The organism is Gemella haemolysans (genome assembly GCF_901873445.1).
Classification (GTDB): domain Bacteria; phylum Bacillota; class Bacilli; order Staphylococcales; family Gemellaceae; genus Gemella; species Gemella haemolysans_C.
Genome location: NZ_CABFLN010000007.1, coordinates 1 through 16,824 on the forward strand (window position 1 = coordinate 1; position 16,824 = coordinate 16,824).

Sequence of the window (16,824 nt, forward strand, 5' to 3'; positions counted from 1 at the left end):
TCGGCTTTTTCTTTTTCAGCTTTTTCTTTAGCAAGTTTGTCAGCTTCGGCTTTTTCTTTTTCAGCTTTTTCTTTAGCAAGTTTGTCAGCTTCAGCTTTTTCTTTTTCAGCTTTTTCTTTAGCAAGTCTATCGGCTTCGGCTTTTTCTTTTTCAGCTTTTTCTTTAGCAAGTTTGTCAGCTTCGGCTTTTTCTTTTTCAGCTTTTTCTTTAGCTAGTCTGTCGGCTTCGGCTTTTTCTCTTTCAGCTTTTTCTTTTTCAAGACGAGCAGCTTCATCAGCTTTTTCTTTTTCAAGACGAGCAGCTTCATCAGCTTTTTCTTTTTCAAGACGGGCAGCTTCAGCCTGAGCTTTTGCAGCTTCTTCTTGGTGTAAAGCAGTAACTTGTTCTGCTGTTAATGGAGTTACAGTATTCCAATCAAATTTTACTAATGCTGGAGTATTTGAATGTCCTTTTAGTGGTTCTCCATTAGCGTATACAGAGAAATTAACAGTTTTTTCTGTTAATTTTTCAGCACTTGTAAAGTGGAATAGTTTTTCATTACCTTCACCACCAAGATCTGTTCGTTCAGCAGCTTTACCATCAACACTTAATGAATCAACAGTTCCTACAAGAGGTCCAAATTGTAAGTTTTTAAATGTTAAGTAGTAGTGGTAAGTGTCGTTAACTTTTTCTACACGAGTTTTTTCGTGAACCAGGGCACCATCTGACATTGATAGTTTATCAGCAACACTAGCATCATAAATTTTAGCCGGTACTGAATTATTAGCGGCTTCTTCTTTAGTAGCTTCTACAGTAGGGAAGTCTAAAGTGATAGTACTGTCGGCGTTTCTTTCTTCATATCTTGGTTTAGCCCCGCCTTTTGTTCGCACGCTCATAACAGCATCTACTTGAATTTTATCTAGTAAAGAATCAGTTAAGATTTTACCTTCTTTTAGTTTAGTAGCTGCATCAACTTCAGTAAAGCTAACTTCAGTTCCTTTGTATGTAAGTTTAGAAACTGTGAATGGTTTGTTGCGCATTAAGAAGTTAGAATTATCTTGTCCTTCTTTAACTTGAATAGTGTATTGATATTTATCACCAACTTTTTCTACTTTAACATCTTTAACGAATGCTTTTTCATAGATTGAAGCTTTACCTGTTGTTCTACCATATAATTCCCCTTTTACAGTAGTAGGGAAAGTAGCAGGTACTTTATCAGCAGTTACTGCATGATCAGCAACTGTAGGTGCAGCAGGTTTAGGCTCTTCTTTAGGTTTCACCGGTGCAGGTGTAGGAGTGACTGGTTTTGGTTTAGCAGGCACCACTACTTCTTCGATTTTAGCTGGTCTTTCTTTATAAGCAGTTGCAGTATCATAGTATAGTTGCAATGTAACAAAGTGAGACATTAATGCTCCATTAGGGTAAGGAGCAGTTCCATCTAACTGAATTTTTTCTAAAAGTTTATCAGTTGTGATAGAAGCCTCGTTAATAGATGAATCAGCATTTTTAGCTAGTGTAGTAAAAGGTACGTCTTTACCTTCGTACGCTAATTTTTTCAATTCAAATGGATAGAATTCTCCACCTACATTAGCAAGACCTTTTTTGAATCTTAATGTATATTTATATTTTTCTCCAATTTTTTCAACTCTAACGTAGCTATCTAATGCAGAACCATATAGTGATTCTTCATCGTTGTTGTTAGCATTTCTAAAGTGTCCTTGAACGTGAATTCCATCAGTTGGGAAACCTATTTTTACCTCCCCATTAATATGTGTTTTTATAGTCCCTTTATATTCTACATCTTTATTAGGATTTTTGTATGTAGCAGCTTCATAGTTATCTGCAGTTACTTTTTTTCTAGAAAGTGAAGTTAAGTCGAATTTTAAAATCATTTTTTGAGTTCCAAGAGTTTCGTTAATTGAAGCCATAACAGGAACAAACACTTCAGTATATGTTTCTAGTTTATTATTATCATCAATTTTATTTTTATCTACATTGTAGGCAACAGTTTTTGGATAAACAGTACGATTTGGGAATTGTTTTTTGTATGCATCTACAAAGTTGTCAGTTTCACTGGCACTATAATTCTCAACTATAGTTGAGTCTTTAAACTCATTTTTTTGAATATCTTTACGATTTTCATGAGTTTTATCACCATCATAGTATTTTAAGTCTCCTAAGTAACCTGTAAGTCCACCAAATGTAACAGGTTTAAATGTAACACTTACAGAGTATTGACCATTTTTTACAATTAATTTTGTTTTATCATTGTCGATTGCAGCTGCAGCCATAGAAGGTTGACCTTCTTCATAGAATTTTAAAGCTTCAGCAGTAATTTTATATTCTCCATCTTTTAATGCTTTAACGTCTTGTGGTACAGTAGCTGGTTCATCAGCCTTAGGCGTAGTTGTTGTCGGCGTTGTAGCTGTTGGAGCAGCAGCTGCAGGAGTAGTTGCTGTCGGTGGCGTAGTTGGAGCAACTGCTGTTGGCGTAGTTGCTGTCGGTGGCGTAGTTGGAGCGACTGCTGTTGGAGTAGTTGCTGTTGCCGAATTGCTTGCAACAACAGGTGTTTCTGCTGCAAAAGCAAAGTTATCTTGATCATATGCTTCGATTGCCGCAATTGCTGAGAATATTGCAGTCGCAGACAAAACTTTTAATAATGTTGTATTTTTCATATAGATATATTTCTCCTTTATTATAAATAGGTTAATTATTTGTTGATTATTTTTTTAATCCTTAACATTATTATATTATAAAAGATTAAAAAAATAAAGGTAAAAATGATAATTAGTCTCATGTACAAAGTAAAACCTTAGTTTTTTCCTTTAAAGTTTCAAAAATAAGACACAACTTATCCACATTTTATATAGTGGAAGTGACTCGAAAATCGATTTTGAAAGAATAGATTTTATCGAGTCACTTCGCAAAGTTTATAAGACATCTAAAAAGCTTTTATAAAGTGAATTTAGATATCAATAAACTACTACGTCTATTAGTTTTCATATAAACTCTTTTAAAAAATTTAAGATTTTTTTGGTTAGCGCCTCTTAAATTGAGTATTATTTGCGAATTCTTCTATGCAAAGCAAATGAAGCAAGTAATATTAGTAAACCATAAACAAATGTGGCTTTATTAGTTACACCTGTTTTTGCTAATGTTTTAGTGTTTTTAGCTACTTGTTTTATCTCTTGAGCATTTGTTTTTGTATTGAAATCTGTATTGTTATTTAATGAATTTATATTAATATTCGAATTAGTTTGGTTTGTTGTTTCTTTTTTAATGATAGTATATAAGCTGAAATGATTTGTAAAGAATGTTAATTTTCCATTTTTATAGATACTTGGAATTTTTTCAAGGTTATTATCATTTACATAATATACCTCTAATTTTTCATTTTCATTAGCTAATAGTGCTACGGTAACGGTGCGAGTTTCACCTTTTTTATCGATTATATTTCCTTTTTCATCTTTAAAATAAAGATCAATCGTTTTTATTACCTGCATGTTTTCATCAGTATTTTTAACTAAAGATTCTACTTTAGTTGCATTATTTTCGTCAGCTTCTACGACTACAAATTGAGTTGCTTTAATATTAGAGTTGTTAAATGAAACACTAATGTTACTAATTTGACCCATGTTTTTCACAGTAGCTATCAAAGTATCTTTAAGAGTAGCAGTTTTTATAATTGCTTTAAGTTTTTCTTTTTCACTTTCTGAAATACTGCTATCTTTCATAATCTCATCGACTGTTTCAGATTTTAGTTTTTCTAGTTTTTCAATTTTCTCTTTTTCTTTAGCAAGTTTTTCTTTTTCCGCCTGAGCTTTGGCAATAGCTTCTTTTTCTAATCTTTCTTTTTCAAGACGAGCAGCTTCCTCATTTTCTTTGGTAAGTTTTTCTTTTTCCGCCTGAGCTTTAGCGGTAGCTTCTTTTTCTAATCTTTCTTTTTCAAGACGAGCAGCTTCAGCTTTTTCTTTAGCAAGTTTTTCTTTTTCCGCCTGAGCTTTGGCAATAACTTCTTTTTCAAGTCTTTCTTTTTCAAGACGAGCGGCTTCAGCTTTTTCTCTTTCAAGTCTTTCTTTTTCAAGACGAGCGGCTTCCTCTTTTTCTTTAGCAAGTTTTTCTTTTTCCGCCTGAGCTTTAGCGGCAGCTTCTTTTTCTAATCTTTCTTTTTCAAGACGAGCAGCTTCCTCTTTTTCTTTAGCAAGTTTTTCTTTTTCCGCCTGAGCTTTGGCAATAGCTTCTTTTTCTAGTCTTTCTTTTTCAAGACGAGCGGCTTCTTCTTTTTCTTTAGCAAGTTTTTCCGCGTCTGATAGCACTTCAGGTCTATTAATATTAGTAGTTATTACTAATTTAGCTTCAGGTCTAGAATTACCCATTCCATCGTTTGGGACTCTAATGTCATAACTATTTTTTACTTCTTTTTCTAGTTCTACTATTAATTTCTTATCGAAATTTCCGATTTCTCCTGTTAAAGAATTTAAATCATCATATTTATTAACTACGAAGCATTTAACTTTTTCACCATCTATTTTATCTTTGAATACATCTATTTCTAATAGGTGAGAGTGCATTGAACCGAATAGCATCGTTTTTAAATCTAAATCTAAATATGTTTTATCGGGAGTAAAAATTAATTTACCTTTGTTTGTAAATACCTGATTAGCCATTGATGTCTCATTAGGTCTGTAGAATTTTTTAATAGAGTAGTCTATATCTTGAGTTGGATATTTATATGATAAATTGTTTAAAGATTCATACAGTTCTTTTATATTATTTTGAAGTGATAAAGCATCATTTAGGGAGTTATTTGTTTTTGAAACTAACGCTTTTAACTCATCTAATTTTTCTTTAGTTAACAATTGAGACAATATATCAGAGTTTACTATATTTGTTAAGTTTTCGAAATTATTCTGTAAGTATTTAAGATCTGTGTTTTTTTCTGATTTTAATTTTTTAAGATTAATATCAAGGTTTTCTAAATGTAATACAATGTTTGATAAACTTGCTTTTGGTCTAGCTAGAGTTTTTTTGATTTTTTCAAGTTCAGCTTCAAGATTTGCTTTTGCAGTTGAAATTGTACTTGTATCTGAGAGTATTTTTTCTGTTTCACGTACTTTATTATTTAACTCTATAGTTTTTTCTTTTTTCAATATTTGAGAGTCTTTTTCAGCAATAACAAAATAAGCTTCATCGCTATTTACATTAAATTCTACTCCTTTTTTAGAAGGTGTAGAAGGAATTAGACGAAGAATTCCATTTTCGTAGATGTATACTTGTGTATTTGCGGTAGCTTCATATCCAGCTATATTAAGTGTAAATATTGGATTTTCATTAATGTTCCAACCATCTTTGTCAAGAGGAGTGAATTTAGAACCATCTTTTTTCGTTAAATCAAATTTAAAAGAATTAACTTTTGTTAGTCCTAGTTCTTGAACTTTGCTATCAAGATTATAGTTCATGATTCTTTCGGAAACAGGAGTAGTTTTAATAGCTACATCTTCATCTAATAAGAATTTGTTTTTTGAAGAAAGAGTTGCAGTATATTCTTTATTATTTATGTTTAATGTTGTTTCTGCTTTGTCAAGAGTTTCTTTTTCGAATGGTAAAATGTATGTTTTTGTTGCACTGCTTTCTGTACCGTCAATATTAAAAGATTTAACTTTAACGATAATATTTCCTCCGTCAGAAGTAATATTTGTTCCTTTGGCAAATGGATCTATATTTATACTATATGAAAACTCCGGTTTGTGAGGATTGGCATTAGCAAATTTAATAGTTGCATCTTGAGAGTTAAATGTAGGCTCACTTCCATCGATAGTATATTTAATATGTCTTGTTTTTGTGTTAATTAAATTGTTTCTTTCAAATGACATTTCTAGTGTGTGGTGGTAGTGCCTTGCTAATTTAAATTTGTTTCCACTTAGACCATTATAAGGAGTATAAGTGATGCCATCTTTTGTAAAATCGTATTCTTTACTAGGTTCGTTTGCTTTCTTGATTCTTGTACCACCTAAGGTAGCTTTAATAGAAAATAATTTCGGTTCATCAACTTGTGCATTATTATTTACTACTACGTTAGCATCATTCCAAGTAATGGTACCATATTGTTTCATTATTCTTGCAGGATATTGAAAATCACCATATACTATAACTTCTTTTTTTCCAGTTACTGGTATTTTAACTTCTGATATTTCGTATATTGAGTCAGAAGTAGTTATTGTTTCTATTATTTTATTAGAGACAGGTGATAGTAAGTTGGAGTCTTTAGCATTTTGAATTTCTTTATCACTATATTTTATATTTTGAATACCGTCATTGTTCTTTCCTTCTCCAACTTTGCTGTAATAGTTAAAAACTAAATATTCTTCATTGTTTTCTCTTATGATTTTTCCTATAGTATCGACATTTTTTCTAACTTTAGGTGTAGTTATAGTGTCATCTTTTATATGGAGTTTTACATAAGTAGGATTTGTTAATTCTTCTTGTTTTGAATTTTTAGCAGTTAGAGTACTAAAATCGAATTTTAAAATCATATTTTGTGTTCCAGAACCAGCAGTCATTGACTCCATAACAGGAACGAAAACTTGTGTAAATGTCTCTAGTTTATTATTATCATCAATTTTATTTTTATCTACAGAATAAATAAATGTTTTTGGATAAACTGTACGGTTAGGGAATTTCTCTTTATATTTTTCTACAAATGCATCAGTTTCATTAGTGCCATAATTTTCAACTATAGTAGTATCTTTAAATTCACTGTCATTGATCTCGAAACGATTTTTATGAGTTTTATCACCATCATAGTATTTCAAATCACCTAAATAACCAAATTGTCCAGCAAATGCAATTGGTTTAAATGTAACACTTACAGAGTATTGTCCATTTTTTACTATTAATTTTGTTTTTTCGTTATCTAATCCAGCGGCAGCCATAGAAGGCTTTTTCCCGTTACCGAAGTTAATAGCTTCAGCAGTAATTTTATATTCTCCATCTTTTAATGCTTTAACGTCTTGTGGTACAGTAGCTGGTTCATCAGCTTTAGGCGTAGTTGTTGCCGGCGTTGTAGCTGTTGGAGCAGCTGCTACAGGAGTAGTTGCTGTCGGTGGCGTAGTTGGAGTAACTGCTGTTGGAGTAGTTGCTGTTGCCGATTTGCTTGCAACAACAGGTGTTTCTGCTGCAAAAGCAAAGTTATCTTGATCATATGCTTCGATTGCCGCAATTGCTGAGAATATAGCTGTCATGGATAGCACTTTTAATAATGTATTGTTTTTCATTTTCTATTTCTCCTTCTTTTTTGTCTAAAAATATACAAACTTTATTCACAATTTAGACACAATTAGTTTTATAAGATTGGGAAAAATCCATAGCGTTACTTTATTTTAGTAAGTAACGCTGAATTATTCCCAAAATGATGTTTATTTGTTAATGAAAATAGCATAAATTGTGTATTTAATTAACAAGATTAACATGGTATATAGCATTATTCATTAGTATTTTTATGAGATAAAAATAAGGTAGTTAATGTTATTAATCTATTGAAATTCTATTAAGATTGATTTTTTTAAAAAAACTTCAACATTTAATCTGTACTTCATTATTATAACATAAAAGATTGAATCAATAAAGATAAAAGTGGTAATCAGTTTTATTTAAACTCAAAAATAAATAAAAATTACCATAAAATTATAAATTTAGTTCATAACTTTGATATAATTTATATATTTATCGATTTTATAAAATATAAAAATATTATTATTAAAAGTTTTTTATTTTAATACAATATAATTTTTTAAAAAAATTGTAAGCCCTTAAACCAATTTATTGACATTTGTAATTTTATGTGTTACGATTTAAAAAGTTAATGAAATATAATCACTGGGGGAGCCTTTTGGCTGAGATAACATAGTTAGACCCTTTGACCTGATCTAGATAATACTAGCGGAGGAAATGTGAAATGATATGAAATAGGTTTATTTTTTAAAAGAGTAAAATATACTATAAGTACATAAATTTACATAAATCTCCTGCGTTAGTAGGGGATTTTTTCTTTTCCTAAAGTGGTGATATTTTATACTAAATATATATAATACTAGGGGGATATACCTATGAAACTTATTACTGAAATTATGGAAGAGAAGGCATTGCCGATTGTTGACAAGATATATAATGATGGTTTTATTCAAGGTTTGATTCGTGCTGATTTATCTAAGGAAGCTGTGGAACACTATTTAAAAGCTGATGCTTTATACTTAGAAAATTTCAGCGACATCTATGCAATGCTTTTAGCGAAAAGTAATGATAAAGTTGAGAAAAACTTTTTCTTAAATCAAATTAATTTTGTATTGAATGAAGAAATTGCTGCACATAAAAATTTAGCAGATTATGTAGGGAGAGACTATCAAGAAATAATAAAAGGTGGAGAGTGGTATCCATCTGCAGATCATTATATAAAACATATGTATTATAATGTATTTGCTTTTGGTATGGCAGAAGCGTTAAGTGCTATGGCACCATGTCCATGGATTTATCAAATGGTTGCGAGAAAAATTTTAGCTAATCATAATTTAGCTGAAGATCACCCATTAAAATTCTGGGTAGAGTTTTATGCTGATGGTTTAGTTGATGAAGTACTTTCTGAGTATCATAAAATAATTAATCGTGAAGCAGAATTTATGAGTGAGGAAGGGAAACAACGATTAATTAAAAACTTTTTAGAAAGTTGTGAACATGAACGACGCTTCTTTAATATGGCTTATACACAAGAGCGTTGGGATTTAGAGGTGTAGATTATGACAAAACTAAATATTGCTTTAACTATCGCTGGGACTGATCCAACGGGTGGAGCTGGTATTATGGCTGATTTAAAAAGTTTTCAAGCTCGTGAAGTTTACGGTATGGCTGTAGTTACTAGTGTAGTTGCTCAAAACACTTTAGGTGTTCAAATGATAAGAAATTTAGATTTAGATATATTAGAAGCACAATTAAAAAGTGTATTTGATGATATAACATCGGATAGTATAAAAACTGGAATGATAGCAAATGCTGACATGATGAAGCTGATTAAGAAGTATCTACCTAAAGATGTTCCTTACGTGGTAGATCCAGTCATGGTTGCGACGAGTGGGGATAAATTAATTGATGATGTTGCTAGAAAACATCTAAAAGAAGAAATATTACCACTTGCTACTATTATTACTCCAAATGTCCCAGAAGCAGAAGAAATAGTTGATTTTAAAATAGTAACTGAAGATGATGTAAATCGTGCAGGTAAATTTATTATTAATGAAGTTGGATGTAAGTCTGTAGTTATAAAAGGTGGACATCTAACAGGTGAAGCAAAGGATTATTTATTCTTAAATGACGGTACCAAAAAAGTATGGACTAGTGAAAGATTTAAGACTAACCATACACACGGAACAGGTTGTACATTTTCAGCAGTTATTACAGCTGAATTAGCAAAAGGAAAAAGTATTATAGAAGCAGTAGATATTGGAAAAAAATTCATAACTGCTGCGATAAAACATACACCAGAGTTAGGTCATGGAAATGGGCCAGTCAATCATGTTGCGTTTAAAGGAGATTTATAAATATGACAAGTTTAAAATTATTAAAAGAAAAAGCGCCATTGGTAATATGCATAACTAATGATGTGGTAAAAAACTTTACAGCAAATGGTTTAGTAGCATTGGGAGCATCACCAGCAATGAGTGAGTATCCAGAAGACTTGGAGGATTTACTAAAATATGCTGGAGGATTATTAATTAATATTGGTACTTTAACTGATGAAACATGGAAGTTGTATCAAGATGCACTGAAAATTGCAGAAAAATATAATGTACCAGCGGTATTAGATCCGGTAGCATGTGGAGCCGGAGCATATAGAAAAAAAGTATCAGATGATTTAATAAACAATTACAAACTAGCAGCTATAAGAGGAAATGCTGGAGAAATTGCATCTTTAGTCGGAATAAATGTAGCTTCTAAGGGAGTAGACAGTGCAGGGGTAGATAATATTGATGAAATTGCCTTAGCAGCGAACTCTAAGTTTAATATACCGGTAATAGTAACAGGTGAAGTAGATGCTATTGCTGTAAATGGTGAAGTAATAGCTATTCACAACGGAAGTGCAATGATGCCTAAAGTTATTGGAACAGGATGCTTGTTAGGAGCAGTAGTGGCGAGTTTTATAGGTTTAGAAAAAGGTCAAGAATTGAAATCTTTAGAGACAGCAATGCTAGCATATAATATTGCCGGGGAAATGGCTGAAAAACGTCCTAATGGACATCTACCAGGAACCTTTAAAGTTGAATTTATTAATGCGTTATATGAAGTTACTGATAAAGATATAGAAACATTTAAAAAGGTGAAATAAGATGTTTAATAAAGAACTATTAAAATTATATTTTATTTGTGGAACGACTACTTGCTTAGGTAAGGATTTATATACAGTTGTTGAAGATGCTTTAAAAGGTGGTATAACTTTATTTCAATTTCGAGAAAAAGGTAAAGGTGCTTTAGAAGGTAAAGAAAAACTAGAACTAGCAGTAAAAATTCAGGATTTATGTAAAAAATACAATGTACCGTTTATCGTAAATGATGATATAGAGTTGGCATTAGAAATTGATGCTGATGGGGTTCATGTAGGACAAGATGACTTTGGTGTTGATGAGATTAGAAAACTGATGCCAAATAAAATAATCGGTCTTTCTATAGGAAATGAAGAAGAATTAAAACAATCAAAAGTTGAATATGTAGATTATGTTGGTGTAGGACCTGTATATGTCACACAATCAAAAGATGATGCAGGTGGTGCAATAGGATATGAAGGACTAGAATTAATGAGAAAATTATTACCTCAGATGCCATTAGTGGCAATCGGTGGTATTCAGACACAACACATTAAAGATGTTATGAAAACAAATGTCGATGGTGTGTCTATTATTTCAGCAATTTCATATTCAGATAATATTGAAAAAACAGTTCGTGAAATGAACGAACAATTTAATAATTAGCCTCCAAAGGAAAATCATCCCTTGATATTTTTCAAGTGATGAATCAAAGAGTAGAATGGAAAATTTTTACCGGTTTTTTATTCTACTCTTTTTACATTATCAATTGATAAATAAAATAATAAGTTATATAATTAGTGTGAAAAAAAGAATACTAAAATATTGATAGGAGGAATTTTTATGACGAATATAGTATTGATACATGGTACATGGTGTGATGGAACTGTGTGGGGAGAATTCGCAGATGATCTGCAAAAATTAGGTTTAAATGTATATACTCCAACTCTAAGATATCATGATTTATCGTATAAAGAAGTAGAAGAAAAAGTAGCAAAGGTTAGTTTAGATGAATTTGCTGATGATATTGTAGATCTAATAGAAACGCTAGATGAAGCTCCGATTGTATTGGGGCATTCGTTAGGAGGGCTTCTTGCACAGAAAGTTGCTATGAAGACAAAGACTAAGGGGATTATTTTAATGGGGACTGCACCTGCGGCAGGAATTTTCGCTTTTTACCCAAGTATGGTAATTTGTTTCTATAAACATTTTCTACGTTGGGGGTTCTGGAAAAAATCTATGCCACCTTATAAACATGCCTTCTATGATTATTGTATGAATAATCAAGATGAAGCGGATAAGGAAAGAGAATTTTCTAAATTAGTTCCAGAATCTGGATTTACATACTTCCAAATGGCATTACCTTTTTTAGATAAGCAAAAAGGTGCATATATTGATTTTGAAAAAGTAAATGAACCAGTCTTAGTAATAACAGGCAGTGAAGATAAAATGGTGAATCCAAATATAGCAATAGCAACAGCAAAAAGATATAAACATGCAACTCTAAATGTTATAGAAGGTTCAGATCATATGTATGAAGCTCCTAAATACCGAAGTAAGACGGTAGAAGCAATAGATAAATGGTTAATAAGTAATAAACTAAATTAAAAATTTTGAGAAGAAATAGTCATTTATAGAAATGAAAAAGTAAATATTCGTGAATTTTCAAAAAACTTTTTAAAAATTTTCAAAAAAAGTATTGACATTTTTATTTACTGATGATAATATAGAGTTAAGTTCAAAATTACCGATATTCAAATAAGTACTTTATAGGAACTTTTACAGAGAGTGTGAGTAGGTGAAAGCACACAATGCAGATGATAAAGGAAAATGGTTTGAATGGTAAAAAAAGTGAGTTTTAAACACAAGCTTTTTTCGTAGGCGTTACGTTACAAACGCACACTTTATCGGATATATTCTAGATACATAGACGATGCAGTGGTAAAGTTCGTAGTTTACGAAAAAGTAAGGTGGTACCGTGAAATTAGTTTCGCCCTTATTCTCTTAGGAGAGTAAGGGTGTTTTTTTTACATAAAACTCATTAAAAACCCAATATCATTAAATATAAAACAAAAGGAGAAAATTATAAATGAAAAAACTATTATTATTAGTAACAAGTTTCATACTTGGATTCGTATTAATTGGATGCTCAAGCGCATCAAAAACTGAGAAAAAAGGAATCGATGTTGATAAACTAGACCCTAGTAAGCCTGTAACAGTAAAAGTTGGAGCTACTAACGTACCGCACGCAGTATTATTAGAACACGTTGCTCCACAACTTGAAAAAGAAGGAATCAAATTAGACATCATTACATACCAAGACTATTATGTACCAAACAAAACGTTAAACGATAAAGAAATCGACATTAACTACTTCCAACATGTACCATTCTTAAAAAATGCTATTAAAGAAAATGGATACAAAATTGAAGATGCTGGTGCAATTCACTTAGAGCCAATCGGATTATACTCTAAAAAAGTTAAAAATGTTAAAGACCTTAAAGAAGGTGCTAAAGTATTAGTAAGTAACAACAAATCTGAATGGGGACGTGTAATTAAATTATTAGCTTCTGAAGGATTAGTAAAAGTTAAAGATGGTGTAGATCCAGTAACAGCTACTTTTGATGATATTGCTGAAAACCCTAAAAAATTACAATTCAGTTACGAAAATGATCCAGCTTTAATGGTTAAATTCTACCAAAATGGTGAAGGTGATCTAGTTTCAATCAATGCTAACTTCGCTGTTGACGCAGGATTAAATGCAGCAACTGAACCAGTTTTAGTAGAAAAAGCTACAGATGACAACCCATACGCTAACATCATCGTTGTTCGTGAAGGTGACAAAGACAAACTTGTTGTTAAAAAACTTGTTGCAGCTTTAAAATCTGAAGATACTCAAAAATTCATTAAAGAAAAATGGAACGGAGCAGTATTACCTGTTAAATAATTTTATTAAATAATATAAAAGGCAGTTCGTAAGAGCTGTCTTTTTTGTGTGGAAATAATAACACATGGACTAGTGTATGGGAAAATATAAACTCTTGAGGTATACTAAATTTATAATTGTAAGGCGTTTAAAAATAAAAAAATATTCTTGAGCCAGTTATAATCAGGTTGGAGTTTCATTGGTTCAATAAATTTATTTGTGCTAAAATATAATTGAGGAGTAAGAAAATAGGGGGAGATACTTATGGAAAGTTATATTTTTATTATTATCTTAAGTCTAATTTTTGCTAGTGCAATAAAATGTTTAGTAGATAGTGAGTATAAAAAAGAGTTCCTATTTAGACGAAGTCGTTGTTCTAGTTGTCAGAAAGAATTAAGGGGGGGCGACTTAATTCCAATCTTTAGCTATTTATATAAAAAAGGACGATGTAGTTACTGTAATCAAAAAATTCCATTAGATGTATTTTTATACGAAATTTTTACTTTTATTACTATAGTATTATTTATTATTTTACAAAATCATTTTGTTTTTATTAGTTATCTTGAAGTTAGTATATTTATTATTCTCATTTTTTTAGGAATAGAAGATATAAACTCATTTGAAGTTAATGATGAGTTGTTCTATTTTCTAATTATATTAAATTTTTCTTCTATATATATACACTATTATTTATTCAATTTTTTAGATTTTATTTATCTTATTATTATTTTTCATATATTATATATTTTCACAAGAGGTGGTTTAGGTTATGGCGATATAAAAGTTTTTTGTGTATTAGCTTTAAATTTAAACTTATTTGAAGGAGTGTATTTGTTAATTTTCACATTTTTATATGCAGGATTCTTCGCCATTTGGTTAATTATTTTGAAAAAAGTTAAAAGAAAAACGAAACTACCACTAGTACCATTTATAGCGCTTAGTTATTTAACAATCATATTAATAAGGGAGGGATTATTATGGTAGCATATACTATTAAAGAGTTTAATGAGGAAGATCGTCCGAGGGAGAAATTCAAAAAACTAGGGGCTTTAGCTCTCAGTGATAAAGAGATTCTAGCAATATTATTAAGAACAGGGACAAAAAATCAAAATGTAATTGAGCTTTCCGACATGATTCTAAAAGATATGGGTGGCATTACAAAGTTAAGAGATACAACTTTAACAGAACTTATGAAACATAAGGGGATAGGTCAGGAAAAGGCGATACATATTCTTGCTAACATAGAATTTGCAAGAAGAATATATGCGACGAATGTCCTAGATGTGAAGTGTGATAGCCCGCAGTCAATAGCCAATTATCTAAAATCATCTTTAGAGAATTTAACACAAGAAGTCTTCGTCGTATTAGATATTGATACGAAAGGTAAAATAATTGAAAAAAGAGAAGTATTCAAAGGTAGTTTATCTATGTCGGTGGTGCATCCAAGGGAAGTATTTAAACTAGCGATAAAAAATAGTGCTTCAAGCATTGTCTGTGTGCATAATCACCCAAGTGGGGATGCAACACCTTCTATAGAAGATATTAAAACGACGATAAATTTAATGGAAGTTGGTGAAATAGTTGGTATAGAAATGCTAGATCATATCGTAGTGGCAAAAAAAGGATATGTCAGTATTAGAAAAGTATTGAACTATCTAGCAGTAGAAAATATAGATTATAAATACGAAGATGTTACAGGTGAACAATTAAAATATATACTGAGAAAATATAAGGTTGTAGGGGAGTATTAAAGAAGTAAAAGGTCTAAAACGAAATATAAAAAATTGATTTTCTAGTAGAAATATAGTAGTATAAAGGAAGGTGATCACTACCTATATTTCAAATGTGAACGTTAAATGAGGAATTATTTCTAGAGAACAAAAATCGGACTGATTAACTATGTTATGTCCGATTTTTACATTATAAGCTTATTAAAAGTAACATTACTGTACTTTTAATTCTACACATTCTGTTAGTTGTTTTTTGATTTCTTCTTGTATATGGTGAGAAATCATTATTAAAGTTAACTTATCGTTAGCTAAGATATTATTTTCTATCTGTACGGCTGTTTTTTCATCTAATGCTGAGGTTGCTTCATCAAGAATTAAAATTGGATAATTTCTAATTAAAACTCTCGCAAGAACTAATCTTTGTTTTTCTCCTCCTGATAGGATTTCCCCCATATTAGATAGGTTGTGATCTAAGCCGTCAGATAAAGCTTTAACTCTATCAGCTAAACAAACTTTTTCCAATATGCTCCATATTTCTTCATCTGAATAACTATCATCTAAAGTGATGTTATATCGAATTGAACTGCTGAAAATAGATGTTTGTTGACTCACATATCCAATCTCGTTGGAGAAGTTAATATCATCCTGTATTTCAAGAGGATTTCCATCGATTAAAACTTTATCTTGGTTGGATTGTAATTTTCCTAATAACAACTTGATTATAGTAGATTTTCCAGAACCACTTTTACCAATTACGGCGTATTTTCCACCTTTATTTATATTAAAGTTGAAGTTTTTAATGACATGGTTATCTCCGAAACTATAATTAAAGTTTTTAAATTCAATATTTTCTTCAACGCGTGGATAAAGTGTTTCTTTAGCGGTTGATTTAGTTATAACGCTATTTAATATTTCTTTTGTACCGATTACCTTAATATACAAATCAACCAATTGATTGATAGAAGTAAGGTATATGCCTAGTATAGTAGATACCGAAGCTATCGTTCCGATAGTTAATTCATTTTTTAAAACTAAGTAAATCGCAAATATAAAAATTAATAATTCAAGTAACTTCTCGATACTTTGTAAAGTTAACTCAGCAAATGCCATTAATTTAGAAATACTATACTGTTGATCTTCTTTTTGAATCTGACTAGTCTTAACATTTTTTGAGAATAAATTTATCTTACCGATATTTTTCAAATCTTCATAACCTGTTAAATATTCCTTTAAAACTCCAGAAAATTTCCCTGATAAAATTGATAAATTTGTATATCCTACACTAATTTTATTACCGAACTTACCGCTTATTAAAAACATAGCGACTGATGATAATAGGGCGAATACAACAAATTTCCAATTAATAAGCCATAAAAATACTACTGATGAGACAAATAATACAATAGCACTAAGTAAACCGGTTAATGGTGAGAATAAATACGCAGATAATAATTCAAGTTGGTAAGTGTATTTAGTCATATGCTCACCAGAATCAACCTTATTAAATTCTGATTGAGACATAGTTTCGATATTTTTACTAATTCTATCACCTAGATATATTTTCCATTGTTTAACTAATTGTGCAATTATAATTTTTAACCACGCTCTAAGTAATTCTACTATTATTAAAATACAAATAATAACGCCAACTTTTGTCCATAGAGATCCCGTTTTGTATATTACAGAATCCACAATATCAACACGAGCGTATACAACATAAACAGTCCCTATTGATACTATTAGTGTCAAAATAAACATAATGCATAACTTTAATTTGTTCAATGTTATAACTTCTAAAATATTTTTAATCATATTGCTCTCCTTTGTAAAGATTACATAAATG

At 30.6% G+C, this 16,824-nt stretch carries 11 protein-coding genes and 1 riboswitch; of the genes, 8 read left to right on the forward strand and 3 right to left on the reverse strand.

Annotation, left to right across the window (positions count from 1 at the left end; genetic code table 11):
- Together JX287_RS01025 and JX287_RS08875 are read right to left on the reverse strand one after the other, a co-directional pair.
- The coding region (locus tag JX287_RS01025; RefSeq protein ID WP_204641382.1) for an NEAT domain-containing protein at positions 1 to 2,654 on the reverse strand (2,654 nt) is incomplete at its 3' end.
- Positions 2,655 to 3,038: 384 nt separating this feature from the next.
- A complete protein-coding gene (locus tag JX287_RS08875; RefSeq protein ID WP_239650297.1) occupies positions 3,039 to 7,253 on the reverse strand; it encodes an NEAT domain-containing protein in 4,215 nt (1,404 codons plus the stop codon).
- A 593-nt stretch (positions 7,254 to 7,846) separates the two neighbouring features.
- A riboswitch (TPP riboswitch) is annotated at positions 7,847 to 7,944 on the forward strand.
- A 140-nt stretch (positions 7,945 to 8,084) separates the two neighbouring features.
- Here JX287_RS08875 and tenA point away from each other — a divergent pair.
- The 8 genes from tenA to radC all read left to right on the forward strand — a co-directional run bounded on the left by tenA (position 8,085) and on the right by radC (position 15,002).
- Complete coding sequence (gene tenA / locus JX287_RS01040; RefSeq protein ID WP_204641383.1) at positions 8,085 to 8,765, forward strand: thiaminase II; 681 nt, start codon at positions 8,085 to 8,087, stop codon at positions 8,763 to 8,765.
- 3 nt (positions 8,766 to 8,768) lie between these two features.
- Positions 8,769 to 9,566, forward strand: a complete 798-nt coding sequence (gene thiD, locus JX287_RS01045) for a bifunctional hydroxymethylpyrimidine kinase/phosphomethylpyrimidine kinase (protein WP_204641384.1) — start codon at positions 8,769 to 8,771, stop codon at positions 9,564 to 9,566.
- Between the two features lie 2 nt (positions 9,567 to 9,568).
- Positions 9,569 to 10,351, forward strand: a complete 783-nt coding sequence (thiM, locus tag JX287_RS01050) for a hydroxyethylthiazole kinase (RefSeq protein ID WP_204641385.1) — start codon at positions 9,569 to 9,571, stop codon at positions 10,349 to 10,351.
- Between the two features lies 1 nt (position 10,352).
- On the forward strand, positions 10,353 to 10,991 hold the full coding sequence (gene thiE, locus JX287_RS01055; RefSeq protein ID WP_204641386.1) for a thiamine phosphate synthase: 639 nt from the start codon (positions 10,353 to 10,355) through the stop codon (positions 10,989 to 10,991).
- 177 nt (positions 10,992 to 11,168) lie between these two features.
- Positions 11,169 to 11,933, forward strand: a complete 765-nt coding sequence (locus JX287_RS01060) for an alpha/beta fold hydrolase (protein ID WP_204641387.1) — start codon at positions 11,169 to 11,171, stop codon at positions 11,931 to 11,933.
- A gap of 481 nt (positions 11,934 to 12,414) precedes the next feature.
- Entirely contained in the window at positions 12,415 to 13,272 is an 858-nt protein-coding gene (locus JX287_RS01065) for a MetQ/NlpA family ABC transporter substrate-binding protein (protein WP_204641388.1), read from the forward strand.
- A 243-nt stretch (positions 13,273 to 13,515) separates the two neighbouring features.
- Positions 13,516 to 14,235 (forward strand): prepilin peptidase, encoded by a 720-nt coding sequence (locus JX287_RS01070; RefSeq protein ID WP_204641389.1) that lies wholly within the window; start codon positions 13,516 to 13,518, stop codon positions 14,233 to 14,235.
- Positions 14,229 to 15,002: a RadC family protein gene (gene radC, locus JX287_RS01075; protein ID WP_204641390.1), complete on the forward strand. Its 774-nt coding sequence runs from the start codon at positions 14,229 to 14,231 to the stop codon at positions 15,000 to 15,002. Before JX287_RS01070 ends, radC begins: the two co-directional genes overlap by 7 nt.
- A gap of 192 nt (positions 15,003 to 15,194) precedes the next feature.
- Here the strand turns inward: radC and JX287_RS01080 are convergent, their stop codons facing one another.
- The gene (locus JX287_RS01080) at positions 15,195 to 16,793 is read right to left on the reverse strand and encodes an ABC transporter ATP-binding protein (RefSeq protein ID WP_204641391.1); all 1,599 of its coding nucleotides are present in this window, start codon (positions 16,791 to 16,793) and stop codon (positions 15,195 to 15,197) included.
- Between the last annotated feature and the right edge of the window lie 31 nt (positions 16,794 to 16,824).

Excerpts from the sequence above, each read along its gene's own strand:
- tenA (WP_204641383.1), top strand. The coding sequence starts at position 8,085 with ATGAAACTTATTACTGAAATTATGGAAGAGAAGGCATTGCCGATTGTT.
- JX287_RS01065 (WP_204641388.1), top strand. The coding sequence starts at position 12,415 with ATGAAAAAACTATTATTATTAGTAACAAGTTTCATACTTGGATTCGTA.
- thiE (WP_204641386.1), top strand. The coding sequence starts at position 10,353 with ATGTTTAATAAAGAACTATTAAAATTATATTTTATTTGTGGAACGACT.
- JX287_RS08875 (WP_239650297.1), bottom strand. The coding sequence starts at position 7,253 with ATGAAAAACAATACATTATTAAAAGTGCTATCCATGACAGCTATATTC.
- thiD (WP_204641384.1), top strand. The coding sequence starts at position 8,769 with ATGACAAAACTAAATATTGCTTTAACTATCGCTGGGACTGATCCAACG.
- JX287_RS01060 (WP_204641387.1), top strand. The coding sequence starts at position 11,169 with ATGACGAATATAGTATTGATACATGGTACATGGTGTGATGGAACTGTG.
- thiM (WP_204641385.1), top strand. The coding sequence starts at position 9,569 with ATGACAAGTTTAAAATTATTAAAAGAAAAAGCGCCATTGGTAATATGC.
- radC (WP_204641390.1), top strand. The coding sequence starts at position 14,229 with ATGGTAGCATATACTATTAAAGAGTTTAATGAGGAAGATCGTCCGAGG.
- JX287_RS01070 (WP_204641389.1), top strand. The coding sequence starts at position 13,516 with ATGGAAAGTTATATTTTTATTATTATCTTAAGTCTAATTTTTGCTAGT.
- JX287_RS01080 (WP_204641391.1), bottom strand. The coding sequence starts at position 16,793 with ATGATTAAAAATATTTTAGAAGTTATAACATTGAACAAATTAAAGTTA.